Source organism: Fibrobacter sp. UBA2449 (assembly GCF_002342555.1).
GTDB lineage: Bacteria > Fibrobacterota > Fibrobacteria > Fibrobacterales > Fibrobacteraceae > Fibrobacter.
The window spans coordinates 35,699-59,934 of sequence record NZ_DDQF01000022.1; the positions used below are offsets into that span (position 1 = coordinate 35,699).

Below are 24,236 nucleotides of genomic sequence, written 5' to 3' on the forward strand. Positions count from 1 at the left end.
CCGGAACAAAAAAGCGATGTCCGCAATCGATCTGTTCACCAAGGAAACGGACACGTCCTCGTTCATACAGGACGTGCTTTCCTCGGTAAACTATTCGGTAGCCCTGCACGACACCGCAAACGCCTCAGAGGCAACGGCACCCATCGTCATCTGGGACCTTGATTCCTTCGCGGCCGACAACGAACGCGAACTTCCGAGAATCCACAGGGAGCATCCCGAAACGATGGTGCTCGCCTACGCCCACAGCCCGGACGCCTACAGTTTTGCGGGGAACTCCTACGACATCATCCTTTCGGTAGAAGCCGTACGTCTCCACCTCATGAGCAAGATAAGCCGCCTCAAGGAAATCCAGAAGGCACGGCTCATCTTCAAGGAACGCATGAGCCACCTCGTGGGCAAGAGCAGGGCCATGCAGGATCTCCGCAAGAAGGTGGAACGCGCCATCCTGCATACGGGACCAGTCCTTATCCAGGGAGAATCGGGAGTCGGCAAGGACCTCGTCGCACGCGCGATTGCCTGCATGTACGACAAGTTCGTGGTCGTGAACTGCAGCGCCATCCCGGACACCCTATTCGAAAGCGAACTCTTCGGACACACGCGCGGTGCTTTTACCGGAGCGCAGAACGAACGCATCGGGCTCTTCGAAGACGCTAACGGCGGAGCCATTTTCCTCGACGAAATCGGGGACATGCCGCTGCATGCACAGGTAAAGCTCCTGCGCGTCATCCAGAACAAGGAAATCCGCCCCATCGGCGCGAACAAGACACGCCATATCGACGTGCGCATCATCGCCGCCACCAACCGCGACCTCCGCGACGAAATTCGCGAAAAGCGCTTCCGCGAAGACCTCTTCTACCGCCTGAACGTGATTCCCGTGCAGCTTTCACCGTTGCGCGAACGCAAGGAAGACATCGAGGACCTCGCAAACTACTTCATAAGGCAATACGCGCCCGCGGGCGAACCCTACACGCTGTCGGAAGATGCGCTCGAGAAACTCCGCAACCACAGCTGGCCGGGCAACATCCGCGAACTCGAAAACGTCATCCAGCGTGCGCTGTGCTTTACTGCGCCCGGGACTCTCACGGCAGACGACCTGCAGATAGAACCCGCAGCCAGTCTCCAGAGCCAAGCACAGGGCAACATTTCTGCTTCGAGCTTCGAAAGCTACAACGATTTTCAAGATTGGCAGCACCAGGAAGAACGCACGTTCCTGATTGCAAAAATCCGCGAAAACGGGGGATCCGTGAGCCTTGCCGCCGAAAAGCTTGGCCTATTGCGCACGACCCTCTACAACAGGCTTTCGCGCCTGGGCATAAACGTCAAGGATTTTCGCCTGGGCGATAAAATACAGTAAGAACGTCGTGCCCCGCCATGTAGGATTCGCGGGCGACCAATTCTTCGGGCATATCAGGACACAAAAGGCCTTCTAGACCGGATTCTTCAAGCCGTTCTTCGACACTGCAGTCGGTGGAACGCCAAAGGTCGAGCCGGTCCCAGAGCCCGCATTCGAAAATCATGGAGGCCAGCTTGGCACCCGGTTCGACCATGAGCCTGTGCATGCCGCGTTTGCCCAGATCCTGGACCATGAATTTCCACCGAGACGCAAAGTCTTCGCCGAGCAAGCGAACGACCTCGGCTTTCGATTCGAGCGCAGGCTGTTCCACACAGGAATAGACCAGGGTCCGGGAATCGCCAAAAACCTTCAGGGAATCAACCTCGCAAGCCGTAAATTCGCGGTACGGCGCCCAGACGATTTTAACGGGGCTGTTTCCATGGACTAACCGAACATCAAGTCCCGGGTTGTCCGACAGGAGCGTCCCCGACCCCACGAGAACGGCATCGCTCATGGCGCGCAATTCATGGTTCCAGCAGTTGGCGGCCTCCCCCGTGATGGGAATCGGCAAATGAGCCCCGCCACGGCCAACGGCGCCCATGAATCCGTCCTGCGATATGGCCATTTTCACCTCGACAAAGGGAGTCGCGTTACGGACAAAATGGTCGTAGCCTTCGAAATAGCGTTCGACGTCGCGATAGACTTCGCGGCCCTCCAAAAGGGACTCGTCCGCCACTCCATGCGACGGCGATTGGCCGGAGGAAATCACCATGCAGCCCTCGGGACAGGATTCGTCGTCCCAATTTTCGGCCACATGCGCACGCGCACAGGCATCCTCGCCCTCGTAGACTTTTATTCCCGCATTTTCGAGAATGCCGCGGCTCTTGCCACGGACAACGGGATTCGGGTCCGCATGCGCGAAATAGACCTCGGAAATGCCGGCCGCGATAATGGCGGATGTGCAGGGGGGCGTGCGGCCCTGGTGACAGCACGGTTCGAGCGTCACGAACAGGGCCGCCCCGCGGGCGAGTTCGCCCGCGTCACGCAGCGCCATGACCTCGGCATGGGCCGAGCCGGGGCGCTGTGTCCGCCCCTTCCCCACGACAATGCCGTCCTTCACGACGACAGCACCGACAGCAGGGTTCGGTCGGCTCACCCCCACGGCAAAGAACGCCTCATCCAAGGCGAGCCGCATATAGTTCGTAACGTTACTCAATTTTCCGCGTTAGTTTTTCGGAAACGCCATGAACCCGCCGACCACGTTGAACACGCGCTCGTAGCCATTCTGGATCAGGATGTTCGAAACAGCCATGCTGCGCTTGCCGCTACGGCAGAAAATCAGCAGGTCCTTGTCCTTCGGGAACTCGGCGAGCCTCTGTTCGGCTTCCTGCAGCGGGATGTTCACGGAGCCTTCGGCGGTCCCTTCCGCCACCTCGCCCGGAGTGCGCACGTCAATCAGCATCGCGCCCGCCTTTTGCATTTCGAGCGCCTTCGCCCAGTCGATATTCGTAATCTGGGCCTTCGGAGCTTCGGGCGCCGGGGCCGGGGCTTCCTTCTCGGCCGGAGCAGGCTGGGCCGGGGCGGCTTCCGCCTTTGCGGCAGGCTTGGCCTGGGGGTCGTTGCAGCCGGCCATCATGAACATTGAACATGCAAGCATTGCGAATAGCTTTTTCATATCATACCTCGTTAAAAGAAAAACTAGCGGTGGTCCTCGAAATCGTACTGGTTAAAGAGGATGGACACGCCAAGGACAAAGACCGTTTCGCCGTTGGCGCCCTTGATGGGGACCATGTTATACATGATGCCCTTGCCGACATTGCCAAAAAAGCCCTTCCACGAGACGCTCCTGCCCGTATCGAAAACTTCCGTCAGGGCACGCATCATCATCGGGAGCGCCTGCTGGTTAACCACGGCATCAAGGCACTTGCCTATCGCATCGTTCGGGCTCATTATCTGGAAATCGGTCACGAAGGCCTGGTTACAGCCGCGCACGATATAGTTCGGGTCCACCCAGAAAACGCGGATATCCGGGAACATGAACATGGCAGAGAACATCGAATCTCGGTAATCCCCCGCATTGAGGACCGCATTTTCGAGAATCATATCCATGCGCCGAGCCGATCCCTGGAACACAAGGTTGTTCCGTTCGTCCGTCGTGAGGCTTCCTCGGAAGCTGTACCACACGAGAGTCTTCTCCGGGCCATACAGTCGCAGCTTGATCGATTCAAACGGGTCGCCCCTCGAACCGAATGTATGGAAATCCTTGACCCTCCTGTTCAGCATGGCGTTCAAGAGTTCCCAATCCGGTTCGGGCATCATCTCGTGGACATTCACGTAGCCCGTAGATTGAGGGATTACGCGGTGTTCCTCGTCGAGAAGCGGAGTCAGGAGCCTGAACTTGCGGTCCTCGACTTCGAAATTCCAGAGGAAGTCGCCCGTATTCTGCAGAAGGTTGTCGAGCCTGGACTGCAAGCGTTCGCGTTCCTTCCTGTTCTCGTTCTCTTTCGTGATGTTCCTGATAAAGCAGACGTAGTCCGTCTCCTGGACAGAAATATGTTCTACCACGGCCCTCATCTCGTACCACTGGATTCCGCTACTTTCCTGGTTCGAATCCAGCTTGGGCAAGTTGATGGAGAAAATGAACGACACATTCTGGTGTTTCTCGACATCGTCGAAGAATAGGGTCATCCTGGCCCAGTCCTTCGGATCCTGAAGGTCCTGGAACGAGCTTCCCGAGCTCAGGCGCTTAAAAAGGGGGTCCGACATATACATCGGAAGCCCGTAGAGGAACTCCATCTTTTGCGAAAATACGACGATGAATTCGTTAAGGTTGCCCGAAAAGCGCTCGTAGAGGTGCTGCCTGCGCATGCTGTCCTTCAAGAGGAAAACGCTAATACCGCAGACGACAAGCAGGATGATCGTCACCAGGAGGAGCACGATAATCCAGTTCATGCCAAATTCACTCGTCACCAATGCATTCATACAACACAAGATAGACAAATTTGGGACCCGTCAGCACGGCCAAAATCACTTGTTGATTCTTTTGACGGCCCAGACTCCGTTCCAGTCGCCGATTTCGTCGCGAATTCCGTGCTCCGCACCGAGCAGAAGCCCGCCCCATGCGACGGAAATCCCGAAATCGAGCCCAAAACCTGGAAAGGCATAAGAAGCCTCAATCGAAAAGACGCCAATCCGCACCGAAGTCCCAAAGGAGACGGACTCAAAGTCGCTCACCGCAAAGGCGGAAAAATTCCCAGTCGACTCCCAAAAGACTCCGACCCACGGAAGCGAAATCTTTTCGTCGACAAAGCCGCTCCACCAAGAAGACAGCGCGAACCGCCCAAGCCGACCGAGCAGGCCGAACTTCACGCGGTACCGGAGCCACGCCGCATCGCCCGGGACCCATTCGGCAACGGGCCCCCAGGCAGCCCCCGCCTTCAGCTTCCAGAATGAAAGCGAAGCCTCAAGCATGGCGTAGGATTGCCGGAACGTCGAATCGAGACTGTAGTAATCGTAGACGAAGGCCCCGCCCAGAACTCCCATTTTCCAGCTTGCGGACAAGGAGGCGGCGCGCTCGGAGGGGCCGGAGCCTCGCCACCAGGTCGAGGCCGCGAGGGCACCCCCGTGTGCCCCCGCAGGGTTGGAGTTCCAACCCGCCGGCCCCCCGGGAACTGCAGAAGCAAAACCGGCAAAAGAAACCGGCGATTCGAACGCGCATGCCAAATCCAGAAGCACGAGCACCGATGCCAACGCAATTCTACGGACGCAAGACAATTCCCACCACCTTCTCGTAATTTCCGGATTTCACACGGACATAGTTCACACCCACGTTCCCGAACTTCTGCAGCGGAATCTCCCGCCATACCGATGAATTCGAATCCGCATTCCCACTCCAGACCTTGCGACCGGCCGAGTCGAGCAAGCCCAGTTCTACGGCCGTTTCGCTCACCACGCGCACCCGCGGAGGCGGCCCCCCCATGCGGAAAATGCGACCCGAAACCGTAAACTCGACCGCACCGGCATCCCCTCCGCGCACCTTCCCCACAAACCCCGGCGAATTGTCGCCCCGGGAGGTCAGCGGGCTGAAACCCGAAGGACATTCGACCGTAGACTTGTCCCACGAGACGCTATCGATGGTGCTCGAATCAAAACAAAGCGACAGCGAGCCGCCCGCGTTGTTGAGGACGCCCATCTTTACCTGCGATATCTTCACGTCGGCAATGCCAAGAAAAGCTCTCAGTTCCAAGGAATCCTTCGTCACGAGAAGAAGCCCGCCCGGGCCGATGGAATCGGCGATACCGCCCAACGCACCACCCCTGCCACAGAACCCGAACCGCGAAAGCGAAAGCGGATGCTGCGACACGTTGTAGATTTCGACCCATTCGGGTTCCGGTTCCTGGGGGCAGTGATGCACCTCGGACACCACAAGGGGGGATTGCCCCGGAATAAACACGAGGGAATCCCACGAATCGTTCGCCGGGTAATCGTCTTCGGGAAGCCGCACCCGAATCCAGGCCGCCCCCTCCGCAGCCACCTCGCTCTCGAAACTTGTAGTCGACGGAAGCATTTCCGTTCGGCTACTCCCCCTTCCGAAAAGCCCCGTCCATTCGAGCGAGACGTCCGTCTCCCCACACCCCGTCAGCCCGCCCGACACGAAGAAGCCGTCCCCTCCCGGAGCGGCAGAGACCAAAACCGAAGCCACGCCGCAATCCTTTACGCCTGTCTCGAAGGCAGGGTTCGCAATTCCAAAAGTCGGGGCCGCAAAGTCCCAGTCGTCCGTCGATCCGCGCCTCTGCATCGACTTGCCCGGCTTGGGAATATCGAGTTCCACCGAATCGGAACAGGCCCCGGCATGCAAAGTCCAAACCGAGCCGCGAGAATTGGGAAGCGACGGCCGCAAGGGGGCGCATGCGACAGCGCTCCGTGCCGGACACGACGCGCTGTCGTGGACCAGGACGAGCCTGGTCCCCGCCGGGTAGGCGTATGCGCCCCGCGTCCCGTCCATCGAAATATATAGAGAATCGGCAGCAAAAGCGGAATCCAGCAGGATTTCTACGAATTCACCCTCGCTGTCCGGAACATCGGTCGGGTCCGGAAAGAACTCGACAAACATCGGGCATGCCGCAGCAGTCGCCGCCGCGAAAAGCATGTATTTCAAGATATCCCCCGAAGGGGTTTACCCCGCCCGCCGCCCCGAAGGGACGCCACCTATACTGGAACAGGCAAAGGTATCAGTCGACCGAATAGTCGCCTGGAAGAATATAGGCAACCGGATTCACCGGATGATCCCCGACCCAGACCTCGTAGTGGAGGTGAGGGCCCGTGGAGCGCCCTGTGGAACCCATATAACCAATTGTCTGGTAGCGCCGGATAAACTGCCCGGGCTTGACAATGAACATCTGCATGTGGCCATAGCGGGTCTTGAGACCGTTGCCATGGTTTATCGCCACGTAGTTTCCGAAAGAGGAACTGAACTGCGCAAGCTCGACGATGCCGTCCGCCGTCGCATAGATCGGGGTCCAGCGGTCGTTGGAAAGGTCTACCCCCTGATGCATCTTGCCCACCTCGCCCGTCACCGGATGGATGCGGGGGCCGAAACCGGAACCCACGTGACCGCGCGTCGGGGCAATAGAGGGAATGTAGCGCCAGCGGGACTGCTGCTGGCCCACATATTCGGAAAGTGCAAGGAAAGACTTGTTGTTGAGTTCAATCTTGTTCTGGAGGCGTTCAGCATTTTCGCGGAGCAGCGCCATCCTCTCAAAAACAGGAGAAGAACCGCGCAAAAGGAGCGAATCGGGGCCGATATAGCCGCCGGTGCCGAGCTCGCGTTCGGCCTCGTTCGGAGGTGTCAACGCGAACTTGGAATGAATCCTCTGCTCGTCCTTGAAAAACACGGAAGACGTCTGGTTCAGGTAATCGATAGAGTTCTCGATCTGGGCCATCTGCTTGTTGAGGTCCATGCGGCCCTTGATGACATGCTTCATCACCAGGTCGTAGCCGATGGTCGCACCGAGCTGGACAACCAGCAGCACCAGTCCGACGACGACGAAGGCACGGATAAAACCGTAACCACGGAACAAGAATTCGGGCAGATGCAAAGTCAGCGACTTCGATGAATTCTGGTAGTGGATGTTTGCCTTCACGAATTTCACGGGAACGAAGATAGAAAAAACGCCCTAAAAAGAAAAGTCCAGGACCGCCGCAATCACCCCAAAAGGGCGAAATCGGGCATCTAGTAATGTTTTTTTAACAGAAAGGCCTAAAAAGTAAGAATTTCGTCACAAAGGCCGGCGACAGTCCCGCGATGAGTCACGAAAAGCATCGTCTTTCCGGGATAGGCATCGAAGAGCCTGCGGAAGAGTTCGCGTTCGGTCTCCTCGTCGAGGGCGGAACCCACCTCGTCGAAAAGCCACACGTTCCCCGGCCGCAAGAGCCCGCGCGCGACAGCTATCCTCTGAGCCTGGCCCTCGCTCAAGCCCAGCCCGCGTTCGCCAAGTTCCGTGTCGAGCCCCTGGGGCATGTCGAGCACAAAATCGGCACAGGCGTCGTGCAGCGCCTTCCGCATTTCGTCCTCCCCCGCCTCCGGGTTCGCGAGCTGGAGGTTGAAGCGCACCGTCCCGCTCAGGAGCGTATTCCCCTGCGGCACGTAGACGAAATTAGAACGGGTCTCTTCCGAAATTCCGACCTCGGACGTGCCGGAATAGAGCGACAGGCGACCGCTTTCCACATGCGCAAGCCCCAGTAGAAGCCGGAAAAAGGTCGTCTTGCCCGCTCCCGTCGTCCCCATGATGGCCGTCTTGGAACCCGGCCGAAAATCGTGGCTGAAACCGTCAAGGACACCAGCACCATCGTGACCGTAGCCAAAACGTAGGCCTTCCGCACGGATTCCCGGTATACCGTCGAGCGTCACGCCCTCGCCGCAAACCGCTGGAGCACCACGCAGTTCCTGCAGTCGGTCGATGCTCGCCGTGGAATGCACCACCTGGGGTACCATGTTGAGAATCGAAAGAATCGGGCCCTGGATCTGCCCCACCAGCTGCAGAAAGGAGGTCAGCATGCCGACCGTGATTGCCCCGTCGCGAAGCCCGAGAGCGCCCCACACGAAGGCGAAAAGGTAGCCGAGCCCGAACGCGGAGCCCAGCGCGAAACGCGAGACCGTCGTAAAGCGAGTCCTTTTCAGCACCTTCGCCTCGAGTTCGCCCTGCATCTTGCCGAGGCGACCCGCCACCCAGCCTTCGCTTTCGAGCGACCGGAGCACCGCATTGAATTCCACGCCCTCCTGCACCTGCATCTGGATGCGGCTCTCGCGGTCGCGGATTTCGAGGGTCATGTTGCGCAACTTGCGCGAGACTAGCTTGCCGAGCACGATCGCCACGGGGGTGAACAGGAGCAGCGCCCAGGCGAGGCGGGCGTCGAACCAGCGCATCAGCAGGAACGCACCCACCAGCTGGAGCCCCGTCACAAGCATCTGCGGCAAGGTATCCATGGCCGTCGTCGAAACGGATTCTATGTCTTTCGAGAGCCTGGAGGCCACGTCGCCCGAATGGAGCTTGTCGCCGCCGTAGAGACTCCGCGAAAAGAGCCCCTCGAAAGCCTCCAGCCGGAAAGCATTCGACTTGCGGACCACCGCGGACGCCGTCATGTAATAAAAAAGGAGCCTGAGGACAATCCCGCCGACCACCGTAAGCACCAGGAAGACCACCATCCGGACGATATCGGTTTCGCTCCCCGTAACGATAGTCTCGTCGATAAAGCGCTTGCTGAGCCAGACCATCAGAAGCCCGAGAGACACGCGGCCGAGACCCGCCAAGACGCGGATAGCAATGTTCAGGCGGAATCCGCCCGTACTATTCCACAGCCACGCGAGGTATCTCATTCGAGCACGTTCACCTTCTGCCATTCGCCGACAATCGCGGCGACATCGGCAAGCGCCCGGGCGGCATCCACGTCATACTCGTCGCAAAGGGCCTTCGCGAGGTCCTCGGCCGTAAAGTCGCCCGCCGCGACCGCACGTTCCCAGAGCCAGGCCGCCGTCTCGTTCAGGCACAGGAGCTTGCCGAAGTCAAGCGCGCCGAGCCCCTCGCCCATGATAACCTTCTCGCCGCACACATCGCGCAGCACGAAACCTTTCTTAATACGCATAGAAAACTCCGTCTAGTTGCCAATCCGGTGGCAAACCCTATACAATTTAAGCAAAATCCTGCGGAACGGCAAAAGCGTCACCCACAATTTGGCGGCCATGCGCATCTGCGCTGTTCCGATCGGAATCCGTTTACCGCCAGGCCGCACCACGTGAGTCACCTTCGCAAGCACGCCGCTTACGCCACAAGTTTCGCGGCCGCAGAGGTTGCCGTCGCCCATGAGCGTCACGCGCTCGCCATCACGAGACACAATCCTGTGGACCACGAAGCGCCCAGTGTCCGTGCGGGCAAGCACCACGTCGAGCCTCTTCACCTCGCCGGGCTTCACGAGCACCACGCTGTCGCGGCCGCCCTCGATGAAGGGACGCATGCTACGGCCGTTCACGGGGAAAGTGACCTCGACACCCTCGTTCACGAGGCGGACCGCCTCCGAAAGGATAACGCCGTCGTCTATGCAGGTGCTCTCGCTCACTTGGCGACCGCCTCCACGCAAACCTTCGCCGCCTCCTCGTCGGGGAGACACTTCAGGAACCAAACCGGGACATTCATCGCAAGCCCGTTCTCCGTCGCATGGAGCCCGTCCGCGACGCCACGGTCCCAGCGCGCCCCCGAAATGCTCGTGATGAGGGCCGCATAGGCCTCTACGCCGCGCAGGCGCACTATCTTGTTGAAAGGAGCCTGTTCCAGGAGCACGATACCGCCGATTTCGGCCTCCTCGTTCCTGTAGCATGGGGTTTTGCCGCTCCACGGCGAGCCGTAGACCCGGACGTCCTTGGAGCCGTCCGGCGATTCAAAGATACGCACCACCGGGTTGTCGTCGTTCAGGAGATCCGAACCCGCGTTGTGCTTGAGCCAGAGACGCGCGTGCGTACTCTTTCCCGTGCCGCTCTTGCCGAGGAACATGTAGCCGCGGCCGCCGTAAGTGACGACCGCAGAATGGAAAAGCGCTGTCCCGAGGCTCGCCGTGGCAAGCGCGTAGAGTACCATCAGGGAATTGTTCAGCGCAAAGCGCGAGAGGTGCAGCACCGTCGGACTATCGCCACAAGCACACAAATAAAGCGTTGCCTCTCTATAACCGGGCGCACACACAAGCACGCCCGCCCTTTTCCCGAACAGGCTGAAGTCGAACACGGACTCGCCCGCCGCCGTACGGCCGCAGACGATGACATCACCTTCCTCTTCCTGGCGCGTATCCTCGTCATACTCCGGAATAGACATTCCAGAGGCCACCGACAATGTAAATATAAGAGAACATCCGTCATTCGGACTGCCGGCCGCGGTCTCCGCCACCTCGAACGGGGCGTAGTTCTGCATCTGGGCGAAGAGGGCCTCCCCAGCCTCTACACGGAACAAGTGGCCCGCAACGCGGAAGAACTTCGAGGCCATCAGAAAAACTCCTTGATTGAGAGCTTGCGCAACCTTATACGCAGCGGAATCGTGCGGAGGAAAAGCTTCCAATAGCCGACCTCGGCCCAGAAGGTCTCCGCCGCGTCGAAGGGGAACATGCGAAGCGAATTCTTGCGGTTCACGAGCCAGCGCATGACGGTACCCCTGTTGCGCTTGCCCGCATAGCGCCCGAAGTTGCCGCCCTTCATGACAACGTCCAGCATCCAGGCACCACGCCCGGGATCCGGCCTGCAGAGCATCTTCGAACGGTCGAGCCCGAACACGCGCTCCAGAAGCCACATCAGGGCTCCGGCCGTATGATAGAACCCAAACTTGCGAAGTTTCGCGGAGAATTCGGCGCGATCAGCCTCGGTCGCCTGCGAAAGCAGCACGTAGTAGTCCATGATCTGCCGCATCCCGATGCCGCCCGCGATAAAATGCCGCTGGATATGCGAAAGCTGCATCGCGAGCGCGAACTTCATCGGCGGCACGTTGAACCCTTCGGGAACCGGTTCCGATTTGGCAATCTCGGCATCCAGGAAACGCATGAGACGCGCGTTGCTGAACGGGTTACGGTTGCCCGACGACGGCTTGTAGTGGACCTCGACCGTTATCCCGTCCGCAGTCCGCGGCAGGTGAAGATGGTGGCTCGATGCCATATTATTGACGCGCGTGGCGACATCGTCGTCCTCGCCCGTTTCGGACAACAGCCCCATGCGACGGAGCAGGGCATCGACGCTTTCGCGGCCCCCCTCGACCCAGATGTCGATATCGCCACACTGGCGCATGAACGTATCGGGATAGAGGCGCGCGTTCGCAGGCCCCTTGAGGATGGCGCTCTTGCGGCCCTCCGCCTCGAACAGCCGGGTAAGCCGCGCCGCCTCGCGATTGATGAGCTTGTTTTGCCCCCTGACGGTCTCCGCCTCGCTCGCCCACTGGAATACGACGTCGAACGGCGGTTGTCTGTCCTTCGGCAACTTGCAGACACCGGCGTATGCGACCCCCAGAAGAGACTGCTGGGTCGCCATACCGTAGAGCCTGGTCCAGTCTTGTGCGGTCAGGACATGCGAGAACTCCCGCGGTTCGCCGAGAGCAACCCGCAGGAGATCAAAGAAACATTCGTCCAAACCGTTCGGCAATGATTAAGCTATACGATCCTGTTCGTGGGGGAAAAGGGATCCCGCTTCACAGCCAGAACCAGAACAATCAAGAAGGCTTGCTTGATGTTTCAGTTCAACCGACTCCATTTTAGGAGCAATGTATTCTTTCTTTTCTTTTTTCATTTTTTTCTCTTTGATTAAATTTTTATGACCTCAATTTCATCTTGACATGGAGGACTATCGCACAAAAGGTGAGAGCGTGGTGCCAACTCGACAACCTTCACCTTAGGCGAATAGTATTTCTTTTTTTCTTGCTGTTTCATTTTACAATGACTCTTTTACCGTTATTGTAATAGATTCCCTTTACTGTGGGCTTGCCATTCAGTTTGCGTCCCTTCATGTCAAACCAGCCATTCATCATCTTGACCTCACCTGTTTGAGTGTTCAGTCGAGCGATAGGAGTTGTCTGTTCATCTTCGTTACCAATAATAACAACATCTATCCATTCCGGCACATCAGAATTCTCTATAGAAGCCATAGAGGACATCGATTTAAAGGCACTTGCAGACATAGGAGCAGGTGCATGGTTAGGTTCCGGATCAGAAGAAGGTAGCGATTCGTAAATCAGGTAGGCACGCATAGGACGAATCCAAGCATCCTTACCAAACTTCGTAAATTTGCCAATCTTTATATCATCAGAGACATCATGTGCAGAGAAGGCGTAGACCTTTCCCAATTCAGGGTCACCTTCTCCCCAAACATGTTTTGTATACGTTCCCTTGAATGTCCACGAACAACCTTCCGCTTCATGTATTGTAGTGGAATCATGCATCTCGCTCGTATTGAATGTTACAGGGCCGTCAAATGTGAGATTTGCCTCCCTTGCAAAGAGAAGGTATGGCGTATTAGCAATCAACTGAGATGTTTTCACCTCGCTAGCGCCAGCAACCCATTTGCCGTTCTGTTTTAGCATACTAACACTATAAAAGTCAGCGCCATGAACCTTATTCGTATCTATAGAGAACGGCAGCACAACTGTCGAATACTTAACCAGCGGGAAGTTGCGGTTAAATGTTACATGATCAACAGTAACATCGCTCGGAATATCGATTTGCAGTTTAGCTTCATCATCAATTTCCGCAGTTGTTCCATCTTCATCGGTAGTGACAGCAATGCCACCATAGTTCACGACCTTAGCCTTGACAGAGATTGTTCCAGGAACATATTCAATGAATCCATCAAACAAATCCGTAATGTCATCATCACCATCCATAATGACTACATTACAGGATGCAGACACTTCCCCATCCTTGACATCAGTTACTTGTTCAGCAGAAGTTGCCGTAAGTGTATATCCCCATGGATTCTCGGTTGTGACTTCACATTCTGCACTATGTGCTTTGCCATCATATTCGAACACTTGCGATTTTGCAGTGACTGTAATCGTCGACAGAACAGGAGTCCACTGAGCAATGAGCGTCCTTTCACCGAAGGAATTCGCCGGGAATGTTCCTGTCAGCACAGAGCCAGTCTTGCTATCAAGCCAGCCGTCAAACGTGAACCCTTCACGAGCATTCGGAGTAGCAAGCGTAAGCTCGCCCGATTCAATCGTGAACGTGAAGGAAACATCGCCATCCATCGATCCGCCATTCACATCATACGTAGCAGTGTATTCCACCGCAGCCCACTTCGCAAAGAAGGTCGTATCACCAGTTGTGCCAGCAGCAATCGAAGCGACCTTGTCACCATTGAATTCGGCATTATTATACCAGCCATCGAATTCATAGCCATCCCTAGTCGGAGCAGCAAGTTCTGTTGCCTCTGCAGCCGTGTATGTATTCGGCGTCAGTTCTGCGGGTTCGCCATCTATATTGTATGCAATCGTGTACGGAACCGGAATCCACTTAGCGTAGAAGGTCGTATCGCCCGTAGAGCCCTTGACAATACCTGTCACGACATCGCCTTCGAAGTTTGCGTTAGTAAACCAGCCGCCGAAGGTGTAACCAGCGCTATCTGCAGGATTCCTTAATGTAATAGCATCATCAACAGTATACAAAGTATCACAATAAGGTTTATCCGTTCCTACATAAGTGATCTTGTATATCTTGTTCAACTTGGCATACAATGTCAAATTTCCAATCGTCCCAGATTCTATTTTCGTCACTTTCTTAGTAAACTGTTTGTCACTAAACCATCCCGCAAACCTATAGCCTTCAGGTGCAGAAGAAGCATACTTAATTCCCGTACTAGTAAGAACCGTATACGTTTCTGGATTCTTAGGGTCATTGACACATCCTTCACACACATAAGTAATCGTGTATACGATTGGATCGCTCCACGACGGGTACAGAGTCAATGCAGCATTTTCTTCATAGTTTGCACCAAATTCATACACCTTTTCTCCGTTCGCAACCGTCGCCCAACCAGTCTGAGCATATCCCTTGCGGTTGAAGTGACCTGCAGATGCAAGCGTAATGGGTAATCCATGTTCCTTGAACTGGTCCGTAATAGCACCCTGGGAACTGTTGTCAGCCAGATACATAATCCTGTACTGTTTCTTGGACCACTTGGCATAGAAGGTCTTGTCGCCCGTCGTTCCCTGGATTACCTGGGTTGCCTTGTTGGTGAAACTAGCATCATAGAACCAGCCCTCAAACACATAGCCTTCAACATCGGCCGGCGCCTTCAGCACAAATGCCGTATCAATGGTATACTTATCAGGATTTTCTCCCTTGCTCCCAACATTATTCATTACATAGGTAATATCGAAATGTTTGAGGCTCCATTTTGCATACAAGATTATGTTTTCATGGATTTCAGCACTAAATGAGTATGAGCTATTTCCTGCTTCATCAGTAAACCATCCGACAAATTCATAGCCATCGTCTGCTATAGGTTCGTCAGGTTCCTCAACAGATTCACCATCGCCGACACGAACATAATCCACCGTTGTTCTACCATGATGATTGGCATTGTAAGTCACCGTATATGTTTCAACGTCGGTCCATACAGCATATAGAATCTTCCCTTGTTCAGCAATAACGGTATCCAAGGAAACTGTGTCGCTTTCGCTCCCACCTTCAGTCAGAGCCCAACCGGTAAAATAAGACCACGTTTTGCATTCATTTTCCGACGCATACGTTTTGCAGCGAGCCGCCGGCAAATCTCCAAGACCTTCAACTGTAATGATTTCTCCTTTTGCTACCAGTTTCGTTTTTTCAACATCACCATCAGAGAAGGAGCCAGGAGCAACATTAAATTTAATTGTGTCGAGAAGAGCCCAAACGGCATAGAATTTTGCAGATTTGGAAACAGTCCCCAAATTTTGGAGTGATTCATTAGCATCGGCAGTTGCAGCCCAACCTTCAAAAGAGAATCCATTTCGTGACGGCTTGCCGACTTCGTTATCGGTAATCGCCATTCCGCTTGCCAAGTAAATATTCTTGGTTACTGCAGAACCGGCAAAAGCACCACCATTTGCATTGAAAATAATCTTGTAGCCGTCGGCACCGTAACCGTTCAAGGAAAGTCCTGTTTGACCTACGGACCAAGGTTCTTCTTTACAGGAACCATCCCCGTTTGTGCCATTCAAAGCGCAAGCAACGTTATCAGCATTGGTTTCATTGACATTTTGCGCGTCAGCATTCGCTATTGAGTTGGCTGCACTTGTAGCATTCTGTTGAGTACATTCGCCTTTCTTACTTTTACAAATTGTTCCTCCAACCCCATTAATGCCTGTTCCTTCAAAATAATTATTATTTGTAGTCAATTTTCCTGTAAAGACATTCCCTGCTATTCCACCAGTCAACCCCTCTGCCCCCGTATTTGTGAGACCAGGGCCAGCATACACACACGAAGAAACAGTAACATCAGTCTTTGTAATACCGATAACGCCACCAACGTAAGAATCACTACCACTTGTATGAATTTCAACAAGACTCAAACAATTTGATATGGTTCCCTTCTTGGCATTACCAACAATACCGCCAACGCCCTGACCATTACCCGTTGTCTTAATTGTTCCCGAAGCCATACAAGTATCAACTCTACTTGAACCTTTTTCACTCATCCAACCGACAACTGCACCTACAGAAATCTGGTTATCTGTAGTCAAGCCATTAACGGAACCCGCATTAGTAGCTGCCTGTATATTGACATTCTCAAGAATCAAATTCTTTATCGTGCCGCCACCAAGCACACCAACAAAGCCTAGATTTTGAGCATACTCTCCTTTTATCTGAGCAAGTTCTGACGCTTTAATGTAAAGATCATAAATTACGTGGCCGTTGCCATCAAAAATTTTAGTGTATTCAGTGCCCCCCCCCTTACCAGCAGCAATCGGAGTCCAAAGTTTACCGCCCAAATCAATATCGGCAGTCAATTTGGCATTGCCCCTAGTAAAATTTCCTTTATTGTCGGAACCATAAGCAGCATACCAAGCCAATTTCGCCGCATTGTCAATGATGTAGTACCCACCTATCGTACATGGTTCTTCGGTAGAAGTTCCATCCCAAACCGGATTTTCAGGTGGAGCATAGTCTGCAGCGCAATTAGCCGCAAACCCCTGCCCAACGAGCATCAGGCAGGCCGTACAAACTAAAATTTTAAATTTATTTACAAAAGGCATATAAACCTCCATTTTTGCTCAAATTTAGCAAATATTTGTAAAGATATAATAATTTTAAGAAAAATAACAGCATCAAAAAGAAGGCGTGTGAGAATCATCACGCGCAAAAGCCTTTTTACGGTCCAATCCCTTGCCAGACATGTGATTTAGGTCAAATTCCCTACCTGCCCGGTCGGAATTCACATTCCCTCTTTTTTTGGGGGGCGGACCCGCTAGATTTCGTTGTCTATGTCGACAAAACGGGCGGGTATCCCGAGTTCCTTTTCGACCTTCTTCGCAAGCGCCCGGACGCCGAAAATCTCGGTGCGGTGGTGGCCCGCAGAAACCAGGTTGAACCCGAGTTCCTCGACGGCGATAGGCACAGCCTCCTTGATTTCGCCGGTGATAAATGCGTCGCAACCGAGCGAGATGGCTTCCTCGATGCCGCTTGCGCCCGAACCGCTGCAGATGGCTACCTTCCGAACAGTCTCGCTACCGTACAGGAGGCTGTGCTGCACCCCATGCTCGAAAACTCCGCAGGCAAGGTCCACAAAGCCCTCGCGGGAAACAGGCTCGGCAAACTCCCCCACGACGCCCACGGTACGTTCGCCCTCGCGCATAAACCCTTCGAGCTTCTCGAGGCCGAGCGCACGGGCTATAAGCACGTTGTTCCCGATTTCCATGTGGCCGTCGAGCGGCAGGTGGTAGCCGTAAAGCGAGATGCCGTTCTGCATCAGGCGGCGCATGCGCTCGCCGAACTTGCCCACGAGCACGCGGTTCTCGCCCTGCCAGAACCCGTTCGGGTGGTGGACAATAATGCAATCCGCATGTTCCTCGATTGCCGCATCGATAAGCCTGTCACGGAAGGATACTCCCGTCACGATTTTGGTCACCTTGTCGGACGCCTCCACGCAGAGGCCATCCACACAGTAGTCCTTGAACGCGTGCGGTTCAAGAAGGTCGTTCAGCCAGCCGGAAAAATCAGATATGTTCATACCCAGAAAATAGCAAAAAAGAGAAAAATGACCGAACCGAACCTCACCCGCCCGTCCGGAGTTGTCAAACCTTATGCGTTTTTGTACATTTATGCATAGAAAACCAAAAAACGTTTTTTCAGCGCTTGGGGAAGCTCAAAAATGCGACTTTCTTTTCGGTGCTGTTAACAAAGGAGCCCAGCAATGGCACACTACCTATTTACCTCTGAATCCGTGTCCAAGGGACACCCGGACAAGGTTGCCGACCAGATTTCCGATTCCATCCTCGACGCCTGCCTCGCACAGGACCCGAAGAGCCGCGTGGCCTGCGAGACGCTCGTGAACACGGGCCTCGTCGTGATTTCCGGCGAAATCACCACCAAGGCGAACGTCGATTTCCAGGAAGTCGCCCGCAACACCATCAAGAATATCGGCTACGTGAACCCCGACCTGCAGTTCGACTACAAGGGCTGCGCCGTGCTCGTCGCGATGGACAAGCAGTCCCCCGACATCGCCCAGGGCGTGGATGCCAAGGCCGCCGACGGCAAGAAGGACGACAAGCAGGGTGCCGGTGACCAGGGCATGATGTTCGGCTACGCCGTGAACGAGACGCCGGAACTGATGCCGCTCCCGATCAGCCTCGCCCACAAGCTCATGGAAAAGATCCAGGAACTCCGCGAACAGGGCAAGATCAAGTGGCTGCGCCCGGACGCCAAGTCGCAGGTGACTGTGGAATACGACGAGAACGACAAGCCCGTACGCGTGGACACCGTCGTGATTTCTACCCAGCACGATGAATTCGTGAACGGCAAGGAACTCAAGCACGCCGTGATCGAAAAGGAAATCATCGAGAAGCTCATCAAGAAGGTCATCCCGGCCAAGCTCCTCGACAAGAAGACCCGCTACCTCGTGAACCCGACCGGCAAGTTCGTTGTCGGCGGCCCGCACGGCGACTGCGGCCTCACCGGGCGCAAGATTATCGTGGACACCTACGGCGGCATGGGCCGTCATGGCGGTGGCGCGTTCAGCGGCAAGGACCCCTCCAAGGTCGACCGCAGTGCAGCATACGCTGCCCGCTACGTAGCCAAGAACATCGTGGCTGCAGGCCTCGCCTACCGTTGCGAAGTCCAGCTCGCCTACGCCATCGGCTACAGCAAGCCCGTGTCCGTGCTGGTGAACACCTTCGGTACCGGCAAGATCGACGACCGCAAAATTGAAGAAATCGTCGCGAAGAACTTCGACCTCTCCCCGGCAGGCATCGAGAAGATGCTCGACCTGAGGAAGCCCGGCTACGTAGCGACAGCCGCCCTCGGCCACTTCGGCCGCACCGGCAAGCGCTTCACGTGGGAAAAGACAGACAAGGCCGCAGCACTCAAGAAGGCCGCGAAGATCTAATCCTGCGAAGCCGCAGAAAACGACATACGAAAGAGCGCTCCCGAACCGGGAGCGCTCTTTTCATTTATCCGTTACGGACAAACGCTATTAACAACCGAGCTTGGCGGACAGGTAAGCTTCGAGTTCGTCGATCTTCACCAGTTCCTGCTTCATGGAGTCGCGTTCGCGAACGGTCACGAAGCCCAGCTTTGCCGGATCGGATTCACCCTCGCCCACCGTGTCGAAGTCGACGGTCACGCAGAACGGCGTGCCGAGTTCGTCCTGACGGCGGTAGCGCTTACCGATGGACTGCGTTTCGTCGTATTCCACGTTCCAGCGGTTGAGGAGTTTCTGGTAGAGTTCTTCGGCCTTGGCCTTCACCTGGCCCTTCTTCACGAGCGGAAGAACGGCGACCTTCACCGGAGCAATCTTCGGGTCGAAGTGGAGAACGGTACGTTCGTCGTTTTCGAGCTTTTCGACTTCATAAGCGTCGCAGAGAAGCACCAACAGCAGGCGTTCCACACCGAGGGACGGTTCCACCACGTACGGAATATAACGCTTGTTCTGCACCGGGTCAATGTATTCCTGCTTGACCTTGGATTCGTTCTGGTGCTGCGTCAAGTCGTAGTTCGTACGGCTTGCGATACCCCAGAGTTCGCCCCAACCGAACGGGAATTCGTATTCGATGTCGGTGGTACCGTTGGAGTAGTGAGAAAGTTCTTCCTTGGCATGTTCGCGGAGGCGGAGCTTTTCCTTGTTCACGCCCAGGTCGTTCACCAGCCAATCGAAGCAGTACTTGCGCCAGAAGTTGTACCAGTCAAGTTCGGTGCCCGGTTCGCAGAAGAATTCCAGTTCCATCTGTTCGAATTCGCGGGTACGGAAGATGAAGTTACCCGGAGTGATTTCGTTACGGAAAGACTTACCGATCTGGCCCACACCGAACGGAATGCGCGGGCGGACGTTATCGACAATGTTCTTGAAGTCGACGAAGATGCCCTGGGCCGTTTCCGGACGGAGGTAAACCTTGTTGCCTTCGCCTTCGATCACACCGATTTCGGTCTGGAACATCAGGTTGAATGCGCGGGGCTTGGTCCAGTCGGTCTTGCCGCAGGTCGGGCATTCGATCTTGTTGTCCATCATCATCTGGTGGACTTCGTCAAAGTTCTTGCCGGCGCAGCAGCCTTCGCCGAGCTTGTCTTCCAAAAGCTGGTCGGCACGGAAACGTTCGTGGCAAGCGAGGCAGTCGACCAGCGGGTCAGAGAAGTTGCCCACGTGGCCAGAGGCCTTCCAAACGCGGGGGTTCAAGAGAATAGAACTGTCGAGACCGAGCACGTCCTGGCGGCTGGTGACGAACTTCTTCCACCAGAGGTTCTTGATGTTGCGCTTCAGTTCCACGCCATACGGACCGTAGTCCCAAGTGTTGGCGAGGCCATCGTAAATTTCGGAGCCGGGGAAAATGAAACCGCGGCGCTTGCAGAGGGAGATGATGTCCTTGAGGGCATCCTGAACTTTCTTTGCCATTATGTAATCCTTTATCGGCTAAATCAAGCCGGACTAGGAACCTACCTGGATGATAGGCCCTGACGGGGGTCAAATATAGTTTTTTTGAGGACTTTTCCTCTACCTTATCAACATTTTACTCTTTTTTACTAGATTTATAGGCCTACTTGTTGATAGATTTATGATGTCCGCCCCTCACGGACAAGGAATAGAATATTTATGCAGATCGACTGGGAAAGATGCCTGAACTACTTGCGCGGAATGCTCTCCGATTCCGTCTTCAAGACTTATTTCGCACAGACAAAGCTGGTGAACCAGACTGCCGGACACACAGTGATTTCCGTGCCGCCCGGACTGGACACCAAGGTCTACTCTGCCTACAAAGAACTCATCAAGCTCGGATGGAAGGACGCGACGCACCTGGACACGCCCATGGAGTTCGAGTTCCAGCCGCAAGAAATCGCACTGCAGCCCGCACAAGCCACTAGCGACAACAGTTTCAAGGACTTCCTCAAGCCGAGCGTCCCGCTTTCGGGGAGCTTCCGCTTCGAGAACTTCGTGCCCGGCGACAAGGCGCAGCTCGCATTCAACGCGGCCATCGCCGTCGCGAAAAACCCCGACGGCACGCAGTACAATCCGCTGTTCATCTACGGATCATCGGGACTCGGCAAGACGCACCTCCTGCAGGCCATCGGCAACTACATCCTCGAAGAAGACCCGACCAAACGCGTCTGCTACCTCACCAGCGAGGATTTCTCGCAGCAGTACATGAAGTGCCTGCGCGAAGGCCGCGTCACCGAAATGAGCGACTTCTACCGCAACGAGGTCGACATCCTCCTCATCGACGACATCCAGAACTGGACGGGCAAGTACGAGACGCAGAACGAGTTCTTCCTGATTTTCAACGCGCTGCACCAGGCGGGCAAACAAATCGTACTTACCTCCGACGCGCCGGCGGGCGAAGTGAAGAACCTCTCCGACCGCCTCGTGAGCCGCTTCGCCTGGGGCCTCACCGTGGACATCCAGCCGCCCGACGTCGAGACACGCGAAGCCATCCTCCACAAGAAGGCCGAAGAACGCCACCTCGAAATCAGCGACGACGTGCTGCATTTCCTCGCCGAGAAGATTGCGAGCAACGTCCGCTGCCTCGAAAGCGCCATCATCAAGCTCACGCTGCAGTCGAGCCTCATGAACCACGATATCGACATGAGCATTGCGCAGAAAGTGGCCGCCGAAATCGCGCCCACGCTCCGCCGCCGAGTAAGCCTCGACGCCGTGCTCCACGCCGTCTCGCAGCATTACGAGGTGCCCGAATCCAAGCTCACCGAGCCCGGGCGCGGCACCAAGGAAATCTCGAAGGCGCGCCAGGTCGCGATGTACCTCATGCGCGAATGTTCCTCCATCAGCCTCCAGAGCATAGGTTCGCGCTTCGGCGGCAAGGACCACTCCACCGTCGTCCACGCCATCAAGAGCGTGAAGAAGGAGATGGAGACGGACGCCGCTTTCGCACGCCTCATCGAAGGCCTCAAGAATTCCATCCACGACTAACGGAATCAAGATGAATTTATTCAAAGCCACCGGAATCTGCCTTGCGATGAGCGCAATGGCAGCTTTTGCCGAACCCGAAACGCTTACCGTCATCGGCGTCGGCGACATCATGATGGGCCTCAACTTCCCCGAAGAAAAACCCGTACTCCCCAAGCAGGACGGCGAGCTCGTGTTCTCCGAAGTGAAGGACATCCTGAGGGATGCCGACCTCACCACGGGAAACCTCGAAGGCGTGCTCATGAACAAGGGCGGGCTCCCGAAGCCCTGCTGCCGCTCCACCAAGAAGTCCGGCAACTGCTACTGCTTCCGCTCCCCCGAGAACTACACGCGCCACCTGCTCGACGCGGGATTCGACTACGTCAGCGTCTCGAACAACCATTCCGGCGACTTCGGCAGCGATGGCAGAATCTGCACGCAGCGCGCCCTCGACGAAGCGAAGCTCGCCTATGCAGGATTCGAGAAGAGCTGCGAATACAAGATCCTTGAACTGAACGGCGTGCGCTACGGCTTCGCCTCGTTCTCCGTGAGCAGCGGCACCCTCACCGTATTCGATACAGAAAAGGCGAAGAAGACCATCGCCCTCCTGCGCGACTCCTCCGACATCGTCATCGCCACGATGCATATCGGAGCCGAAGGTTCCAAGTACACGCATATTACCCGCGAATCGGAAACATTCCTGGGCGACAACCGCGGCAACCCCTACCAGTTCGCGCGCCTCGCCATCGATGCCGGAGCAGACATCGTATTCGGCCACGGCCCGCACGTGCCTCGCGCCATCGACCTCTACAAGGGCAAGTTCATCGCCTACAGCCTCGGGAACTTCGCGACCTCCACCAGCGTAAACATCCAGGGCGTCACGGGATACGCCCCCATCGTGAAGATTACCATCGACAAGAAGACCGGCGACTTCAAGGAAGGACAAATCTACTCGTTCATCCAGAAGGGCAACAACGGAGATCGCAAGCCCAACCGCGACGACAAGGGCGCCTGCATCAAGCTCATGAAGGAACTCACCGAACAGGACATTCCCGAATCCCCCATCCAGATTGCCGACGACGGAAAGATAACGCTCAAGTAGCCGCGGTTAGCAATAGCAAAGCGCGACACGCCTATACAAAAAGCCCCGGACCAAAGTCCGAGGCAATTTTTTACGATTGTCGTCACCGATTTTCACGGTTGTCATCCCCGCGCAGGCAGGCGGACAGCACTTAGCACTTTAGTGCTTAGTGCGCATGGCCACCAAGGTGGGGATCTAAATCGATTACAGGCAGTGAGCGCGGAGGTCTTCGTCGCTGAGCGTGCTGAGGTATGCAGGCGGCACGTCGAGAACGGTCTTGCAACCGGTCTGGCCGTTAGCCTTCATGCGGAGAGCGGCACGGGCGTAAGCCACGAGGACGCTCGTCGTGAATTCCGGGTTGGAATCGAGCTTCAGGCTGTATTCGATCACGTGGGTGTGTTCCTTGTTCATGCCGGTCTTGCCGGTACGAATCACGAAACCGCCGTGAGCGAGGCCGCTGTGGTTCTTGTTGAATTCTTCTTCGCTGATGAAGTTGACGGTCGTGTCGTATTCGTCGAAGTAGTTCGGCATCGTCTTGATGGCGTTTTCGATATAGGCCTTGTCGGCACCTTCTTCGGCAACCACGTAAACCAGGCGCGTGTGCTTCTGGCGGGTGGTGAGTTCCGGCATGGAACCGCTACGCACGGCTTCGAGAGCGGCTTCCACCGGGCAGGTGTACTGCTTCGCGTTCTTCACGCCCTTGATGCGGCGGACAGCGTCGCTGTGGCCCTGGCTAACGCCCTTGCCCCAGAACGTGTAGTCCTTGCCTTCCGGGAGGATGGACTGGGCATAAACACGGTTCAGGCTGAACATGCCCGGGTCCCAACCCACAGAAATCATCGCAATGTTGCCGGCAGACTTGGCGGCAGCGTCAACGGCAGCGAAGTGCTGCGGAATCTTGGCGTGCGTGTCGAAGGAGTCGATCACATTGAACATGGCGGCGTACTTCGGGGTGAGCACCGGCAGGTCCGTAGCGGAGCCGCCACAGATGATGAGCAGGTCCACCTTGCCTTTCCAGGCTTCCATTTCAGAGACGTTCAGCACCGGAACGCCAGCCGTCTGGATCTTGACCGTGGAGGGGTCGCGACGGGTAAACACGGCGACCAGTTCCATATCCGGAGCCTGCTTCACGGCGCATTCCACACCGCGGCCCAGGTTACCGTAACCGAGAATAGCAATCTTTGCCATAACAATATCCTTGTTAAAAATTTTTGCGT

Annotated in this window: 20 protein-coding genes; 4 read left to right on the top strand and 16 right to left on the bottom strand. The window is 55.8% G+C overall.

Going from position 1 to position 24,236, the window contains the following annotated elements:
- Nucleotides 1-16: 16 nt before the first annotated feature.
- On the top strand, nucleotides 17-1,354 hold the full coding sequence (locus tag B4B27_RS14410; protein WP_173382003.1) for a sigma-54 interaction domain-containing protein: 1,338 nt from the start codon (nucleotides 17-19) through the stop codon (nucleotides 1,352-1,354).
- On the opposite strand, the gene B4B27_RS14415 is transcribed toward B4B27_RS14410, so the two are convergent.
- From B4B27_RS14415 to B4B27_RS14480, 14 genes are all read right to left on the bottom strand, one after another.
- Complete coding sequence (locus B4B27_RS14415; RefSeq protein ID WP_290727377.1) at nucleotides 1,320-2,528, bottom strand: bifunctional diaminohydroxyphosphoribosylaminopyrimidine deaminase/5-amino-6-(5-phosphoribosylamino)uracil reductase; 1,209 nt, start codon at nucleotides 2,526-2,528, stop codon at nucleotides 1,320-1,322. The two genes, B4B27_RS14410 and B4B27_RS14415, sit on opposite strands and share 35 nt — an antisense overlap.
- A 30-nt stretch (nucleotides 2,529-2,558) precedes the next feature.
- Nucleotides 2,559-3,008, bottom strand: a complete 450-nt coding sequence (locus B4B27_RS14420; protein WP_290727379.1) for a rhodanese-like domain-containing protein — start codon at nucleotides 3,006-3,008, stop codon at nucleotides 2,559-2,561.
- Nucleotides 3,009-3,031: 23 nt separating this feature from the next.
- Nucleotides 3,032-4,315, bottom strand: a complete 1,284-nt coding sequence (locus B4B27_RS14425; protein WP_290727381.1) for a hypothetical protein — start codon at nucleotides 4,313-4,315, stop codon at nucleotides 3,032-3,034.
- 45 nt (nucleotides 4,316-4,360) lie between these two features.
- A complete protein-coding gene (locus B4B27_RS14430) occupies nucleotides 4,361-5,107 on the bottom strand; it encodes a hypothetical protein (RefSeq protein WP_290727383.1) in 747 nt (248 codons plus the stop codon).
- Entirely contained in the window at nucleotides 5,091-6,491 is a 1,401-nt protein-coding gene (locus B4B27_RS14435) for a lamin tail domain-containing protein (RefSeq protein WP_290727385.1), read from the bottom strand. The genes B4B27_RS14430 and B4B27_RS14435 overlap by 17 nt, the downstream gene beginning before the upstream one ends.
- A 73-nt stretch (nucleotides 6,492-6,564) precedes the next feature.
- On the bottom strand, nucleotides 6,565-7,485 hold the full coding sequence (locus B4B27_RS14440; RefSeq protein ID WP_173364886.1) for a M23 family metallopeptidase: 921 nt from the start codon (nucleotides 7,483-7,485) through the stop codon (nucleotides 6,565-6,567).
- 107 nt (nucleotides 7,486-7,592) lie between these two features.
- Complete coding sequence (locus tag B4B27_RS14445; protein WP_290727387.1) at nucleotides 7,593-9,209, bottom strand: ABC transporter ATP-binding protein; 1,617 nt, start codon at nucleotides 9,207-9,209, stop codon at nucleotides 7,593-7,595.
- Nucleotides 9,206-9,475 carry a PqqD family protein gene (locus tag B4B27_RS14450; protein ID WP_290727389.1) on the bottom strand — a complete coding sequence of 90 codons (270 nt, stop codon included), beginning with the start codon at nucleotides 9,473-9,475 and terminating at the stop codon, nucleotides 9,206-9,208. The genes B4B27_RS14445 and B4B27_RS14450 overlap by 4 nt, the downstream gene beginning before the upstream one ends.
- A gap of 12 nt (nucleotides 9,476-9,487) precedes the next feature.
- Complete coding sequence (locus B4B27_RS14455; RefSeq protein ID WP_290727391.1) at nucleotides 9,488-9,946, bottom strand: S24/S26 family peptidase; 459 nt, start codon at nucleotides 9,944-9,946, stop codon at nucleotides 9,488-9,490.
- Entirely contained in the window at nucleotides 9,943-10,860 is a 918-nt protein-coding gene (locus B4B27_RS14460) for a hypothetical protein (RefSeq protein ID WP_290727393.1), read from the bottom strand. The genes B4B27_RS14455 and B4B27_RS14460 overlap by 4 nt, the downstream gene beginning before the upstream one ends.
- Complete coding sequence (locus B4B27_RS14465; protein WP_290727395.1) at nucleotides 10,860-11,987, bottom strand: nucleotidyltransferase domain-containing protein; 1,128 nt, start codon at nucleotides 11,985-11,987, stop codon at nucleotides 10,860-10,862. Before B4B27_RS14465 ends, B4B27_RS14460 begins: the two co-directional genes overlap by 1 nt.
- Nucleotides 11,988-12,002: 15 nt before the next feature.
- Nucleotides 12,003-12,143 carry a hypothetical protein gene (locus B4B27_RS14470; RefSeq protein WP_173382013.1) on the bottom strand — a complete coding sequence of 47 codons (141 nt, stop codon included), beginning with the start codon at nucleotides 12,141-12,143 and terminating at the stop codon, nucleotides 12,003-12,005.
- 136 nt (nucleotides 12,144-12,279) lie between these two features.
- Nucleotides 12,280-16,587 carry an InlB B-repeat-containing protein gene (locus B4B27_RS14475; RefSeq protein WP_290727399.1) on the bottom strand — a complete coding sequence of 1,436 codons (4,308 nt, stop codon included), beginning with the start codon at nucleotides 16,585-16,587 and terminating at the stop codon, nucleotides 12,280-12,282.
- A 212-nt stretch (nucleotides 16,588-16,799) separates the two neighbouring features.
- Nucleotides 16,800-17,561, bottom strand: coding sequence for a Nif3-like dinuclear metal center hexameric protein (locus B4B27_RS14480; RefSeq protein WP_290727400.1), 762 nt, complete (start codon nucleotides 17,559-17,561; stop codon nucleotides 16,800-16,802).
- Between the two features lie 183 nt (nucleotides 17,562-17,744).
- Between B4B27_RS14480 and metK the strand changes: the two genes are divergently transcribed.
- Complete coding sequence (metK, locus tag B4B27_RS14485; protein WP_290727403.1) at nucleotides 17,745-18,935, top strand: methionine adenosyltransferase; 1,191 nt, start codon at nucleotides 17,745-17,747, stop codon at nucleotides 18,933-18,935.
- Nucleotides 18,936-19,022: 87 nt separating this feature from the next.
- Here metK and B4B27_RS14490 read toward each other — a convergent pair whose 3' ends face one another.
- A complete protein-coding gene (locus B4B27_RS14490; protein ID WP_088658392.1) occupies nucleotides 19,023-20,435 on the bottom strand; it encodes a glycine--tRNA ligase in 1,413 nt (470 codons plus the stop codon).
- A gap of 198 nt (nucleotides 20,436-20,633) precedes the next feature.
- Between B4B27_RS14490 and dnaA the strand changes: the two genes are divergently transcribed.
- Together dnaA and B4B27_RS14500 are read left to right on the top strand one after the other, a co-directional pair.
- Complete coding sequence (gene dnaA / locus B4B27_RS14495; protein ID WP_290727407.1) at nucleotides 20,634-21,962, top strand: chromosomal replication initiator protein DnaA; 1,329 nt, start codon at nucleotides 20,634-20,636, stop codon at nucleotides 21,960-21,962.
- Nucleotides 21,963-21,972: 10 nt separating this feature from the next.
- Nucleotides 21,973-23,040, top strand: coding sequence for a CapA family protein (locus B4B27_RS14500; protein ID WP_290727409.1), 1,068 nt, complete (start codon nucleotides 21,973-21,975; stop codon nucleotides 23,038-23,040).
- A gap of 183 nt (nucleotides 23,041-23,223) precedes the next feature.
- On the opposite strand, the gene B4B27_RS14505 is transcribed toward B4B27_RS14500, so the two are convergent.
- Nucleotides 23,224-24,207, bottom strand: coding sequence for a diaminopimelate dehydrogenase (locus B4B27_RS14505; protein WP_173319773.1), 984 nt, complete (start codon nucleotides 24,205-24,207; stop codon nucleotides 23,224-23,226).
- Nucleotides 24,208-24,236 lie beyond the last annotated feature (29 nt).

Excerpts from the sequence above, each read along its gene's own strand:
- B4B27_RS14410 (WP_173382003.1), top strand. The coding sequence starts at position 17 with ATGTCCGCAATCGATCTGTTCACCAAGGAAACGGACACGTCCTCGTTC.
- B4B27_RS14415 (WP_290727377.1), bottom strand. The coding sequence starts at position 2,528 with ATGCGGCTCGCCTTGGATGAGGCGTTCTTTGCCGTGGGGGTGAGCCGA.
- B4B27_RS14420 (WP_290727379.1), bottom strand. The coding sequence starts at position 3,008 with ATGAAAAAGCTATTCGCAATGCTTGCATGTTCAATGTTCATGATGGCC.
- B4B27_RS14425 (WP_290727381.1), bottom strand. The coding sequence starts at position 4,315 with ATGAATGCATTGGTGACGAGTGAATTTGGCATGAACTGGATTATCGTG.
- B4B27_RS14445 (WP_290727387.1), bottom strand. The coding sequence starts at position 9,209 with ATGAGATACCTCGCGTGGCTGTGGAATAGTACGGGCGGATTCCGCCTG.
- B4B27_RS14450 (WP_290727389.1), bottom strand. The coding sequence starts at position 9,475 with ATGCGTATTAAGAAAGGTTTCGTGCTGCGCGATGTGTGCGGCGAGAAG.
- B4B27_RS14460 (WP_290727393.1), bottom strand. The coding sequence starts at position 10,860 with ATGGCCTCGAAGTTCTTCCGCGTTGCGGGCCACTTGTTCCGTGTAGAG.
- B4B27_RS14470 (WP_173382013.1), bottom strand. The coding sequence starts at position 12,143 with ATGAAAAAAGAAAAGAAAGAATACATTGCTCCTAAAATGGAGTCGGTT.
- B4B27_RS14475 (WP_290727399.1), bottom strand. The coding sequence starts at position 16,587 with ATGCCTTTTGTAAATAAATTTAAAATTTTAGTTTGTACGGCCTGCCTG.
- B4B27_RS14480 (WP_290727400.1), bottom strand. The coding sequence starts at position 17,561 with ATGAACATATCTGATTTTTCCGGCTGGCTGAACGACCTTCTTGAACCG.
- metK (WP_290727403.1), top strand. The coding sequence starts at position 17,745 with ATGGCACACTACCTATTTACCTCTGAATCCGTGTCCAAGGGACACCCG.
- B4B27_RS14490 (WP_088658392.1), bottom strand. The coding sequence starts at position 20,435 with ATGGCAAAGAAAGTTCAGGATGCCCTCAAGGACATCATCTCCCTCTGC.
- dnaA (WP_290727407.1), top strand. The coding sequence starts at position 20,634 with ATGCAGATCGACTGGGAAAGATGCCTGAACTACTTGCGCGGAATGCTC.
- B4B27_RS14500 (WP_290727409.1), top strand. The coding sequence starts at position 21,973 with ATGAATTTATTCAAAGCCACCGGAATCTGCCTTGCGATGAGCGCAATG.
- B4B27_RS14505 (WP_173319773.1), bottom strand. The coding sequence starts at position 24,207 with ATGGCAAAGATTGCTATTCTCGGTTACGGTAACCTGGGCCGCGGTGTG.